A 12,123-nucleotide genomic window follows, 5' to 3' on the forward strand; every position below is an offset into this window, starting at 1 on the left:
GCTTACCGCTTAAGCTGCTTTTGCCACAACTTCCGCTTCCGGACGTTTCAGCACCGCGTAAGACAGACCCGCCACCAGCGTACCGGCAATAATCGCCAGCAGATAACCCAGGACCGGGGTGATGGCGCCAGGGATCAGCAGGACGAACAGACCGCCGTGCGGAGCCATCAGCTTCGCGCCAATCGCCATGGAGATGGCACCCGTTACCGCGCCGCCGACGATACAGCACGGCAGAACACGCATCGGGTCACGCGCCGCGAACGGAATCGCGCCTTCGGTGATGAAGCACAGGCCCAGCACCAGCGCCGCTTTGCCACCTTCCTGCTGCGCTTTGTCGAACTTACGACGGGCAATAATCGTCGCCAGGCCGAGCGCCAGCGGTGGCACCATACCAGCCGCCATTATCGCCGCCATCGGCGCGTAGGTCTGGGTACTCAGCAGGCCAACGCCAAACGCGTACGCCGCTTTGTTCACCGGACCACCCATGTCGGTACACATCATGCCGCCGAGGATCGCGCCCAACAGCACCGCGTTCGCCGTACCCATGGTTTGCAGCCAGTGGGTCAGACCCGCAAGGATGCCCGCAACCGGCTTACCAATCAGGTAAATCATCGCCAGACCGACCACCAGGCTGGAGATCAGCGGAATGATCAGAATTGGCTTCAGCGCTTCCATACTCTGCGGCAGCTTCAGCTTCGAGCTAATCAGCTTCGCAACGTAACCGGCGAGGAAACCGGCGATGATACCGCCGATAAAGCCGGAACCGGTGCTCACCGCCAGCATACCGCCGATAAGACCCGGGGTCAGACCCGGACGGTCAGCAATAGAGAAGGCGATAAAGCCTGCCAGCACCGGCACCATCAGCGCGAACGCGGAGCCGCTGCCAATCTGCATTAACGCTGCCGCCAGCGTGCCCTGCTCTTTAAACGCTTCAATACCGAAGGCGAAGGAGAGCGCAATACACAGGCCACCAGCCACCACCATCGGCAGCATGTAGGAGACGCCGGTCAGCAGGTGACGGTATGCGCCCGCAGACTCTTTTTTACCTTCGGTCGGGGTTTTGGCTGCGCCAGTGGCCTGATACGGTTTGGCTTCTGCCAGTGCCTTATCAAATTCCTGCGCGGTCTTTTTCAGCGCCAGGCCGGTAGAGGTGCGGTACATCGGCTTGCCGGCAAACTTCGCCAAATCCACTTCAATATCTGCCGCCACAATCACCAGATCGGCCTCAGCGACCTCTTCCGGCGTAATGGCATTGCCCGCACCCACGGAGCCACGAGTTTCAACCTTCACCCACCAGCCGCGTTTTTTCGCTTCGGTTTCAATGGCTTCAGCCGCCATAAAGGTGTGCGCCACGCCCGTCGGGCAGGCCGTGACCGCAACAACGCGTTTCGGCCCCGATGCCGTAGCCGGAGCCGCCGCGACCGGCGCGCTGTAGACGGTCGCGTGACCTTTCGCTTCGCTCAGGAACAGTTCCGGGTGTGCCACCGCGCGATTAATATCGCCCAGCCACACTTTTTTGCCGTTCAGGGCGCTGTCAGCGGGGATTTTATCGCCCAGGACAATCGCCAGCTCTGCATCGCCTGGGTTATCAATGATGTCCAGGTGTGCTTTTTGTGCCGCCGCGCCCAGCAGGGTCTTCGCCATGTAGGCGCGAGCCTGTCCGAGACCGGAGTCAATGATCAGCAGCGTTTTCATTATTCCTCTCCTGCTGTTAGTTAAAAGGTTTTAAGTCAACGCGCGCCATCATCGCGGCTAACTGGGTACGATCGGTAATACCGACATTGCTCTGGCTCACGGCCAGGGCTGCAACGGCGGTGGCAAGACGTAACGTATGTTCACTGGATTCACGCATCAGCAGGCCGTAAATCAGGCCGCCAACCATGGAATCCCCTGCGCCAACGGTGCTCACAACTTCCATTGACGGCGGTTTGGCAATCCATTCACCTGAAGCGTTAACCCACAACGCCCCTTCTGCACCCAGCGAGATCACCACGTGAGCAATACCCTGCTCGCGCAGCGCATGGGCAGCCTCAATCACATCTTTTAATTCCGGCAGCTTACGGCCTGCCCAGATCTCCAGTTCGCGGCGATTTGGCTTCACCAGCCACGGAGAGGCTTTCAGACCCGCAACCAGCGCGTCGCGGCTGCTGTCGAAGATAATGCACGGGCACTGGCTGCGCAGGCGCGTCATCCAGTCGGTAAACGCTTCCGGGCTGACGCCGGACGGCAGGCTTCCGCTGACGCACACCATGTCGAACTGACCAAGCCAGGTCAGGGAGTCGTTAACAAAGCGCTCCCAGTCAGCTGGCGTCACTTCGAAGCCAGAGAAGTTCAGATCGGTTACTTCACCGTCTTTCTCCGTCAGCTTAACGTTGATGCGGGTACGGCCCTGCACAACCTGGAAACGGTTGGCAATGCCCAGCTCGCTGAACAGCTGCTGGAAACCATCCTGGTTATCTTTACCGAGGAATCCGCCCACGGTGACATCGATACCGAGATCCTTGAGCACTTTCGCGACGTTAATCCCTTTGCCCGCAGCATGCAGGCCAGTGGTACGCACGAGGTTGACTTCGCCGCGCTCAATTTCCGGGCAAAACCCCACCAGGTCATAAGCCGGGTTCAGCGTAATAGTCGCAACACGTCTGCTCATTATGCGCCCTCCCCCAGACCCGCCGCGATGGCGTCGCCAATTGCTTTCAGCGCCTGTTCAGCATCTGCACCCTGCGCGGTGAAGCGCAGACGATGGCCTTTCTTCACGCCCAGCGCGACGACTTTCATCAGGCTACGGCCGTTGGCCGGTTTGCCCGAACCATCCAGGTTGGTCACGGTAATCTCGCTTTCAAATTGTTTAATGGTGTTAACCAGCATGGTGCCCGGACGGGCATGCAGGCCATGTTCGTTACGCACCACGAACTCGGCGTTCAGCACATCATCGGTGAGTGCGTCGTCACTGGTCAGCAGGGCCAGCACGGTCGCGGCATCGGCGTTCAGCAGTTTTTCAGCTTTATTGTTGAGCAGCAGATCGCCCAGACGCTTCAGAACGGAAACCGGCTGCTCATCGTTCATCGCCACGGTCACCAGCATGGCTGCTGTCTCACCCTCAACGTCGAACGCGGTGGCCGCGCGGCTCACTGCAATCGCGCTGCGCAGGTTGCCCTCAGCGCTGTCGTTCAGCCAGATACCCTGACCAAGATTCAGCGGTTTATCGTTAATCACGCGCGTCACAAAGGCGGCATCAGCGGCACCCGCTTCTTTCAGGCGACCCGCGTTCAGCGCCTGCAGCGTGACCAGGTCGGAGGCCACAACATCCAGCGTCAGCGTGTCGTTATCGAGTTTCAGCGCTTCGCTCTGTTTTTCGCCCATCAGCAACGCACGCAGCTCTTCAGCAGTCGTTGCAGACTTCAGCTGTTCCGCCACGGAGTCATCGCTCAGGACATGCGTCAGCTGACGCAGCAGGCCTAAGTGTTCGTCGCTACTGGCCGCGATACCGATAGCCACATAAGCCACCTGGCCGTCGCCCCAGAGTACGCCCTGCGGGAACTGATAAACCTTCACGCCGGTTTTCAGCACCTGGTCGCGGGTGTCGGTTGTGCCGTGCGGAATGGCAATGCCATTGCCGAGGAAGGTGGAGGTCTGCTGCTCGCGCGCCAGCATACCGTTTACGTAGCCGTCCGCGACGTTACCCGCCTGCACAAGGGCAGCGGCAACCTGACGAATGGCCTCTTCTTTATCCCCGGCCTGAGCGCCCGGGTGAATATCCTGAACAGATAACTGGAACATGGTTCTCCTCTCCTGCTGAAAGTGAATCGTTTCAGCTTACATGAGAAAAAATGCGCTAGCCTGCTCCGTTTTTTTAAACAAGATAGCGCTGAAACGTTTCAAAAAGTCTTGCGCTTTCTGCAATGGCTTGCAAGAAAAGTCGTCTTTCCGATATCAGAATTTAGAGATACTGCACATTTCTTCTGCGCTCAGCTGAATTTTGCTGAAGTTCAGCAAACCAGTTTCAGCTAAGTTCAGCCAGGTGGGGCGTAAGTTGAAATGCCATTTTGATTTTTCGTGGCGTAATTGACTTCACCCACTGTTTATTTTTTAGCTGACGGCGTAAACTCCGCCCCTCTCTGCTACTCGCTAATTATAAAACATGGATAACACCCCTGCGGCCACCGCGCCGAAGCCCTTTGATTTGACATCAACGGCGTTCCTGATTGTTGCCTTCTTCACTGGCATCGCCGGTGCGTTGCAAACCCCGACGCTGAGCTTATTCCTGACTAACGAAGTACACGCCCGTCCGGCGATGGTTGGCTTCTTTTTTACCGGAAGCGCCATCATTGGCATTCTCGTCAGCCAGTTTCTCGCCGGTCGTTCCGACCGCAAGGGCGATCGTAAAAGCCTGATCGTTTTCTGCTGTCTGCTGGGGGTGTTGGCCTGCGTCCTGTTTGCCTGGAACCGTAACTATTTTGTTCTGCTGTTCATCGGGGTTTTTCTGAGCAGCTTTGGCTCAACCGCCAACCCGCAGCTATTTGCCCTCGCCCGCGAGCATGCCGACCATACCGGGCGGGAAGCGGTAATGTTCAGCTCGATATTGCGCGCTCAGGTGTCGCTGGCATGGGTGATTGGCCCGCCGCTGGCCTACGCGCTGGCGATGGGGTTTGGCTTTACGGTGATGTACCTGAGCGCGGCGGTCGCGTTTGTGGCGTGCGGCGCGCTGGTGTGGTGCTTTCTGCCGTCAATGCGCAAAGAGCCCAAAGTGGCAACGGGCGTGCTGGAAGCACCGCGTCGTAACCGCCGCGATGCCCTGCTCCTGTTTGTTATCTGCACGCTGATGTGGGGCACCAACAGCCTTTATATCATCAACATGCCGCTGTTTATTATTGATGAGCTGCACCTGCCGGAGAAGCTGGCCGGCATTATGATGGGCACCGCCGCGGGCCTTGAGATCCCGACCATGCTTATTGCAGGCTATTATGCGAAGCGTTTCGGAAAGCGTTTTTTAATGCGCGTCGCGGCCGTCGCCGGGCTGCTGTTCTACGTTGGTATGCTGACGGTGCATACGCCGGGACTCCTGCTGGCCTTACAGCTGCTGAACGCCATTTATATCGGCATCCTGGCGGGGATTGGCATGCTCTACTTCCAGGATCTGATGCCGGGCCAGGCAGGTGCCGCCACCACCCTTTATACTAATACCACCCGCGTGGGCTGGATTATCGCGGGCTCAATGGCCGGAATCGTTGCCGAGATCTGGAACTATCACACGGTATTCTGGATTGCGCTGCTGATGTGTACGCTGACGATTGGCTGTCTGGTGAGGATCAAAGACGTTTAAGGCGCAGTGAGCGCCTCCAGTTCAAGCAGCCAGGTCATCGCCTGCGCGCGCGTGCTGCCGCACATTTCGGCCGATGGCTGAAGCCCGGAACAGACCTTCGGGCGCAAGGGCGAACCAAAGATCATACACAGGTTGGATTCAGAGAGCTGAACGCAGCGGGTATTGGCAGGCTTGCCCTCCGGCATTCCTGGGATGGGGCTTGAAATGGACGGAGCGGTACAGCACGCGCCGCAATCTGGACGACAATCCATACATGCTCTCTCGGTGACGAACGCCCGTACAGTCGGGCATCGGGCGCACAGTAACACCTTTTGCGTATTGATAGCAAAAGCCACTAATTCCGCTTGCCTGAAAGGCCGCGCGCGAGTAATTTGGCGCGATATTTTTTACCTCCCGTAGACAGGATTACTGCAATGCCAAGAGCGAACGAAATTAAGAAAGGTATGGTACTGAATTACAACGGCAAACTGCTGATTGTGAAAGACATCGACATTCAGGCACCGAGCGCCCGTGGTGCAGCGACGCTGTACAAAATGCGTTTCGCCGATGTGCGTACCGGCCTGAAGGTGGAAGAACGTTTTAAAGGTGACGATATTGTCGATACCGTGACCCTGACCCGTCGCTACGTTGATTTCTCCTACGTCGACGGTAACGAGTACGTGTTCATGGATAAAGAAGATTACACCCCGTATATCTTCACCAAAGATCAGATTGAAGAGGAGCTGCTGTTTATCCCTGAAGGCGGGATGCCAGACATGCAGGTGCTGACCTGGGACGGCGTGCTGCTGGCGCTGGAACTGCCGCAGACCGTCGATCTGGAAATCGTTGAAACCGCACCGGGCATTAAAGGCGCGTCAGCAAGTGCCCGCAACAAACCAGCAACCCTGACCACCGGCCTGGTTGTGCAGGTACCGGAATACCTCTCCGCTGGCGAGAAAATCCGTATCCATATCGAAGAAAAACGCTATATGGGTCGTGCTGACTGATTATGGCATTTGTCGGGTGGCGAAGCCGCCACCCGACAATTCCGGTTACAGAAGCTCCGGATACTTCGTCATCTTCAGCGCCAGCTCAACCCCGCGCACTTCCGCCATCCCCTTCAGGCGGCCAATCGCCGAATAGCCCGGGTTGGTTTTCTTACGCAGATCGTCCAGCATTTGATGCCCGTGATCCGGGCGGAACGGAATAGGACGTACATCGCCCGCCTGCTTGCGACGTGCCTCTTCCGCCAGGATAGCGTCGACCACCGCCACCATATTCACGTCGCCGCCCAGGTGCGCCGCCTCGTGGAACGTCTTTGGATTCTCCTCACGGCAGGTCGCACGCAGGTGCGTGAAGTGGATACGATCCCCGAAGGTTTCAATCATCCGCACCAGGTCGTTATCCGCGCGCACGCCGTAGGAGCCGGTACACATGGTAAAGCCGTTATAGATGCTGTTTACCGTCTCTTTCAGCCACTGCATATCTTCAATGGTAGAAACAATGCGCGGCAGGCCGAGAATAGGACGCGGCGGATCGTCCGGGTGCACCGCCAGACGTACGCCGGCCTCTTCCGCTACCGGCACGATAGCGCGCAGGAAATACGCCATGTTTTCACGCAGCTGCTGCTTATCAATATCGCCGTATTCCGCCAGACGCGCGCGGAACTGATCCAGCGTATAGCCCTCTTCAGCCCCCGGCAGGCCCGCAATAATATTACGGGTCAGCTTTTCGATATCTGCGTCACTGGCAGCGTTAAACCACGCGAGCGCCTGCTGCTGCTCTTCAGCGGTGTAATCCGCGTCGGCACCGGGACGTTTCAGAATATGCAGCTCGAATGCCGCAAAGGCAATCTGGTCGAAACGCAGCGCTTTCGAGCCGTCCGGCATCTGATATTCAAGGTCGGTACGCGTCCAGTCCAGAATAGGCATGAAGTTATAGCAAACCGTATCAATGCCGCAGGCCGCCAGGTTGCGAATGCTCTGCTGATAGTTCGCAATCCAGGTCTGGTATTCACCGGAATGGGTTTTGATATCTTCGTGAACCGGAATGCTCTCTACCACAGACCAGGTTAATCCTTTCTCCGCCAGCAGCGCCTGACGCTGCTGAATTTCCTCAACCGGCCAGACCTGGCCGTTAGGAATGTGATGCAGCGCCGTAACGACACCCGTTGCGCCAGCCTGACGCACATCATCAAGAGAAACCGGATCGTTCGGCCCGTACCAACGCCAGGTTTGTTCCATTACCTCTTCCTCTCAAGTTGTTATACCAATATGGGGTACTGCAATGACGACTACCATACATGTTTACCGTAAAGGGTCAACATACCGCCACACATTGATTGATCAAACTCACAGAACGGGGATATTTACGGCTCACCAATTTTATTTGCTGTCATATAACTTTACACTGACATTGTTAATTAATGGTTAATCAGGTGTGTATCTCATGAAGACAATTGCCTCCACCGCCCTTCCCGCGAAGGTTCAGCAACCGCGCTACGATCGTCAGCAACTGCGCTCCCGCATCGTCCATTTTGGCTTCGGTGCGTTTCACCGCGCGCACCAGGCATTGTTAACAAACCGGGTACTGAATGAAAAAGGCGGCGACTGGGGGATTTGTGAGATTAGCCTGTTCAGCGGCGATGTGCTGATGAGCCAGCTGCGCGCCCAGGATCACCTGTTTACCGTGCTGGAGAAAGGCGCGGAAGGAAATCAGCCGATTGTTGTCGGGGCCGTACATGAATGTCTGAACGCAAAGCTGGACTCTGTTCCCGCTATTATTGAGAAATTCTGTGAGCCGCAGGTGGCGATTGTGTCACTCACCATTACGGAGAAAGGCTACTGCATCGATCCCGCGACCGGTAAGCTGGATCTGCAAAACGCCCGGATCCTTCACGACCTCGAAAACCCCGCTGAACCGCATTCCGCACCGGGGATCCTGGTCGAAGCCCTCAATCGCCGCCGCGAGCGCGGCTTGCCTGCGTTTACCGTGCTTTCCTGTGACAATATCCCGGACAACGGCCACGTAGTGAAAAACGCGGTGCTCGGCATGGCGCAAAAGCGTTCTCCCGCGCTGGCGGAGTGGATCGAAGGCCACGTGAGTTTTCCGGGAACGATGGTCGACAGAATTGTTCCCGCCGCGACGGAGGCCTCGCTCAGGGAAATCGCCGACGCGCTCGGGGTTGACGATCCGTGCGCCATCAGCTGCGAACCGTTCATTCAGTGGGTAGTGGAAGATAATTTCGTCGCCGGACGTCCTGAGTGGGAAGCCGCAGGCGTTCAGATGGTGCAGGACGTTCTGCCATGGGAGCAGATGAAATTACGCATGCTCAACGGCAGCCACTCTTTCCTGGCGTATCTTGGGTATCTTGCCGGGTACGCGCATATTAATGAATGTATGGAAGACACCACCTTCCGCGAAGCCGCCCGCCGGTTAATGCTGGATGAGCAGGCACCCACGCTGCGCATAAAGGATGTCGACCTGAAGGCTTACGCCGACAGTCTGATTGAGCGTTTTGCTAACCCGGCGCTACAGCACCGTACATGGCAAATCGCGATGGACGGCAGCCAGAAGCTGCCGCAGCGGATGCTGGATGGGATCCGCGTCCACCTTGAGCGTAAAACAGCATGGCCGCTGCTGGCGCTGGGCGTCGCCGGCTGGATGCGCTACGTCAGCGGGTTCGACGAACGCGGCAACGCGATTGACGTTCGCGATCCCCTCAGCGATAAAATTCGCGCGATTGTCGACGCCAGCAACGATACCGATCGCGTCCACGCGCTGCTGGGGCTAAGTGAGGTATTTGGTCACGATCTCGCGCAGAATAGCCTCTTTGTAGAGGCTGTCAGCCAGGCCTACCAGCGCATCGCCCGCCGTGGCGCACGTCAGGCTGTTATAGAAACGTTAAATCTTTAGCGATTATTGCGCTTAATGCGAACGGATATCGCCTCCGTTCGCCCTCCCCCTTCTCATTGCGCCCGTTTTTCGCCAGGATAAGAGCATAGTGTTATAGCATCACAATTCTCTTGCGGAGCGCACGTGACCAAAACCAACCTCATCACCGGTTTTCTCGGCAGCGGTAAAACCACCTCAATCCTTCATCTGCTGGCAAATAAAGATCCCGCAGAGAAATGGGCCGTGCTGGTCAATGAATTCGGCGAGGTGGGCATTGATGGCGCGTTGCTTTCATCCAGCGGCGCGATGATTAAAGAGATCCCCGGCGGATGCATGTGCTGCGTAAACGGCCTGCCGATGCAGGTGGGTCTCAATACGCTGCTGCGTCAGGGTAAACCGGACCGCCTGCTGATTGAACCCACCGGTCTGGGCCACCCGAAGCAGATCCTCGATTTACTGACCGCCCCGGTTTACGAGCCGTGGATCGATCTGCGCGCCACGCTGTGCCTGCTCGATCCGCGTCAGCTTCTGGATGAAAAAGCGGTGGCCAATGAAAACTTCCGCGATCAGCTTGCCTCAGCAGACGTTATCGTCGCCAACAAAGAAGATCGCGCCACGCCGGAAAGCCAGGCCGCGCTGGACGCGTGGTGGCAACATTTCGGCTGCAATCGAACGCGGGTGCAGACCACCCAGGGGAACATTGACAGCGCCCTGCTGGATCTTCCTCGCCTGAATCTGACGGAACTTCCGGCCAGCGCGGAGCATGCGCATCACCATCCTGCAAAACAGGGCCTGGCCGCGCTTAGCCTGCCGGAACATCAGCGCTGGCGTCGTAATCTGAACAGCGGTCAGGGGTATCAGGCCTGCGGATGGATTTTCGATGCCGATACCGTTTTCGATACCATTGGCATCCTTGAGTGGGCCAGGCTTGCGCCGGTCGACCGCGTGAAAGGGATTATGCGCACGCCAGACGGGCTGGTAAGGATCAACCGCCAGGGCGACGATTTCTTTATCGAAACGCAAAACGTCGCGCCGCCTGACAGCCGAATAGAGTTAATTAGTGCGGTTAACGCCGACTGGAATGCCCTGCAGTCCAGCCTGTTGAAGCTTCGTTTAAGTTCGGGCGGCTAACGTTGCCCCAGTTTTCACTCTATGCAGAACGTTATGACGACTCGAATTCCCCTGATATTACTGCTTAATGTCGCCGGTCTGGCGCTTTTCTTCTCCTGGTATATCCCGGTGAATCACGGTTTCTGGTTCCCGCTGGATTCATCCCTGTTTCATTTCTTCAACCAGGGGCTAGTGAAGAGCGACGCCTACCTGTGGCTGGTGGCGATCACCAACAACCGCGCCTTTGACGGCTTTTCCCTGCTGGCCATGGGCTGCCTGATGCTCTCTTTCTGGCTCAAAGAGGATTATTCAGGGCGTCGCCGTATCCTGATTATCGGACTGGTGATGCTTCTGACCGCGGTGATCGTTAATCAGCTGGCGCAACATCTGATGCCGGTAAAACGTGCAAGTCCTTCGCTCTCTTTCCCGAATATTTATCGCGTGAGTGAATTGCTGCATATTCCAACAAAAGATGCGTCGAAAGACAGTTTCCCGGGCGATCACGGCATGATGCTGCTTATTTTCTCTGGGTTCATGCTGCGCTATTTCGGCAAGAAAGCGTTCGCTATTGCCCTGCTTATTGTGGTGATATTTGCCTTTCCGCGCGTAATGATCGGCACTCACTGGCTAACTGATATTGTTGTGGGTTCCCTTTCCGCGGTACTGATTGGTCTGCCGTGGGTTTTGATGACGCCGTTGAGCGATCGCCTGATTGCTGTTTTCGATCGCCACCTCCCGCGCAGAAAGCAACAAGTATTAAACAAATAATCAACATCTTTTAACGTTAACGCTCGGGGATCATAGCGATCCCTGATAGAGCGCTTCCCACGATCCTTCCTCGCTGTCATATTCTCGTCATCGTATTCATGATAAAAATGAAGCAATTGCGCGATTACGCTATGGATCTGCCGCTATTTTGAGCATTTACGGATTTTTACTTTCTGTATCACAATTTCTTATAAAAAAAAGGCTTTTTTTACTCGCAATACCCCAGGCAATCGGTTAATCTCGAACTCGTTTTGCCCCATAGGGATAATTATTTCCATGGTGAATAATTTTGTGCGCTGCGCCACAAATGTCGCCAGAAACAATTGTCTCATTGTGAACAGATAATTAGTCTCGTCACGTTTGGCATTTTTATAACGATATTTGTCGTTAAGGACTTCAAGGGAAAATAAACAAAATGGTCAAATCTCAACCGTTTCTGAGATATATCTTACGGGGGATCCCGGCGATAGCAGTCGCGGTACTGTTATCTGCATGTAGTACATCGAACACCGCAAAGAATATGCATCCTGAGACGCGTGTTGTGGGAATGGAAGACGCCTCTTCACTGCAAGCCTCTCAGGATGAATTTGAAAATATGGTACGTAATCTGGACGTGAAGTCCCGCATTATGGACCAGTATGCTGACTGGAAAGGCGTGCGTTACCGTCTTGGCGGCAGTACCAAAAAAGGCATTGATTGTTCCAGTTTTGTACAGCGTACGTTCCGTGAACAATTTGGGTTAGACCTTCCGCGTTCGACCTACGAACAGCAGGAGATGGGCAAGTCGATTTCACGTTCCAAACTGCGCACCGGCGATTTAGTTCTGTTCCGTGCGGGTTCGACAGGTCGACACGTGGGTATCTACATTGGTAACGACCAGTTTGTACATGCCTCCACCAGCAGCGGTGTGACTATTTCCAGCATGAATGAACCGTACTGGAAGAAGCGCTACAACGAAGCGCGACGCGTACTGACCCGCAGTTAATATGATGATTGTATCGTTGGTTATCCCTTGGCTGGCGATACAATAAAAAAAAGCACTGCTTCGG

At 55.9% G+C, this 12,123-nt stretch carries 11 protein-coding genes; 6 read left to right on the top strand and 5 right to left on the bottom strand.

Annotated features, from left to right (window positions below; all coding sequences use genetic code 11):
- Window positions 1–9: 9 nt before the first annotated feature.
- From fruA to fruB, 3 genes are read right to left on the bottom strand one after another with little or no spacing between them, the layout of a single operon-like run.
- Window positions 10–1,695, bottom strand: a complete 1,686-nt coding sequence (gene fruA / locus AB8818_RS18530) for a PTS fructose transporter subunit IIBC (protein WP_371199944.1) — start codon at window positions 1,693–1,695, stop codon at window positions 10–12.
- A 16-nt stretch (window positions 1,696–1,711) separates the two neighbouring features.
- Window positions 1,712–2,650: a 1-phosphofructokinase gene (gene fruK, locus AB8818_RS18535; RefSeq protein WP_116338677.1), complete on the bottom strand. Its 939-nt coding sequence runs from the start codon at window positions 2,648–2,650 to the stop codon at window positions 1,712–1,714.
- Window positions 2,650–3,780: a fused PTS fructose transporter subunit IIA/HPr protein gene (gene fruB / locus AB8818_RS18540; RefSeq protein WP_116338675.1), complete on the bottom strand. Its 1,131-nt coding sequence runs from the start codon at window positions 3,778–3,780 to the stop codon at window positions 2,650–2,652. Before fruB ends, fruK begins: the two co-directional genes overlap by 1 nt.
- A 361-nt stretch (window positions 3,781–4,141) precedes the next feature.
- Between fruB and setB the strand changes: the two genes are divergently transcribed.
- Entirely contained in the window at window positions 4,142–5,323 is a 1,182-nt protein-coding gene (gene setB / locus AB8818_RS18545) for a sugar efflux transporter SetB (RefSeq protein WP_192983137.1), read from the top strand.
- Here setB and AB8818_RS18550 read toward each other — a convergent pair.
- Window positions 5,320–5,574 carry a YkgJ family cysteine cluster protein gene (locus AB8818_RS18550; protein WP_163330244.1) on the bottom strand — a complete coding sequence of 85 codons (255 nt, stop codon included), beginning with the start codon at window positions 5,572–5,574 and terminating at the stop codon, window positions 5,320–5,322. The two genes, setB and AB8818_RS18550, sit on opposite strands and share 4 nt — an antisense overlap.
- A gap of 162 nt (window positions 5,575–5,736) precedes the next feature.
- On the opposite strand from AB8818_RS18550, the gene yeiP reads away from it, so the two are divergent.
- Entirely contained in the window at window positions 5,737–6,309 is a 573-nt protein-coding gene (gene yeiP, locus AB8818_RS18555; RefSeq protein WP_014884579.1) for an elongation factor P-like protein YeiP, read from the top strand.
- A 45-nt stretch (window positions 6,310–6,354) separates the two neighbouring features.
- Here the strand turns inward: yeiP and uxuA are convergent, their stop codons facing one another.
- A complete protein-coding gene (gene uxuA, locus AB8818_RS18560; protein WP_163330245.1) occupies window positions 6,355–7,545 on the bottom strand; it encodes a mannonate dehydratase in 1,191 nt (396 codons plus the stop codon).
- Window positions 7,546–7,750: 205 nt separating this feature from the next.
- Here uxuA and AB8818_RS18565 point away from each other — a divergent pair, with 205 nt between their 5' ends.
- From AB8818_RS18565 to mepS, 4 genes are all read left to right on the top strand, one after another.
- Complete coding sequence (locus AB8818_RS18565) at window positions 7,751–9,217, top strand: mannitol dehydrogenase family protein (protein ID WP_192983140.1); 1,467 nt, start codon at window positions 7,751–7,753, stop codon at window positions 9,215–9,217.
- Between the two features lie 123 nt (window positions 9,218–9,340).
- Complete coding sequence (locus AB8818_RS18570) at window positions 9,341–10,327, top strand: GTP-binding protein (protein WP_192983142.1); 987 nt, start codon at window positions 9,341–9,343, stop codon at window positions 10,325–10,327.
- 33 nt (window positions 10,328–10,360) lie between these two features.
- A complete protein-coding gene (locus tag AB8818_RS18575) occupies window positions 10,361–11,074 on the top strand; it encodes a phosphatase PAP2 family protein (RefSeq protein WP_371199946.1) in 714 nt (237 codons plus the stop codon).
- 415 nt (window positions 11,075–11,489) lie between these two features.
- Window positions 11,490–12,059, top strand: a complete 570-nt coding sequence (mepS, locus tag AB8818_RS18580; protein WP_116338663.1) for a bifunctional murein DD-endopeptidase/murein LD-carboxypeptidase — start codon at window positions 11,490–11,492, stop codon at window positions 12,057–12,059.
- Window positions 12,060–12,123 lie beyond the last annotated feature (64 nt).

The sequence above is a fragment of the Enterobacter sp. KB-280D8 genome, from assembly GCF_041399405.1.
In the GTDB taxonomy this organism is placed as follows: Bacteria; Pseudomonadota; Gammaproteobacteria; order Enterobacterales; family Enterobacteriaceae; genus Enterobacter; species Enterobacter cloacae_N.

Excerpts from the sequence above, each read along its gene's own strand:
- AB8818_RS18565 (WP_192983140.1), top strand. The coding sequence starts at position 7,751 with ATGAAGACAATTGCCTCCACCGCCCTTCCCGCGAAGGTTCAGCAACCG.
- AB8818_RS18575 (WP_371199946.1), top strand. The coding sequence starts at position 10,361 with ATGACGACTCGAATTCCCCTGATATTACTGCTTAATGTCGCCGGTCTG.
- mepS (WP_116338663.1), top strand. The coding sequence starts at position 11,490 with ATGGTCAAATCTCAACCGTTTCTGAGATATATCTTACGGGGGATCCCG.
- setB (WP_192983137.1), top strand. The coding sequence starts at position 4,142 with ATGGATAACACCCCTGCGGCCACCGCGCCGAAGCCCTTTGATTTGACA.
- yeiP (WP_014884579.1), top strand. The coding sequence starts at position 5,737 with ATGCCAAGAGCGAACGAAATTAAGAAAGGTATGGTACTGAATTACAAC.
- fruK (WP_116338677.1), bottom strand. The coding sequence starts at position 2,650 with ATGAGCAGACGTGTTGCGACTATTACGCTGAACCCGGCTTATGACCTG.
- fruA (WP_371199944.1), bottom strand. The coding sequence starts at position 1,695 with ATGAAAACGCTGCTGATCATTGACTCCGGTCTCGGACAGGCTCGCGCC.
- AB8818_RS18550 (WP_163330244.1), bottom strand. The coding sequence starts at position 5,574 with ATGGATTGTCGTCCAGATTGCGGCGCGTGCTGTACCGCTCCGTCCATT.
- uxuA (WP_163330245.1), bottom strand. The coding sequence starts at position 7,545 with ATGGAACAAACCTGGCGTTGGTACGGGCCGAACGATCCGGTTTCTCTT.
- fruB (WP_116338675.1), bottom strand. The coding sequence starts at position 3,780 with ATGTTCCAGTTATCTGTTCAGGATATTCACCCGGGCGCTCAGGCCGGG.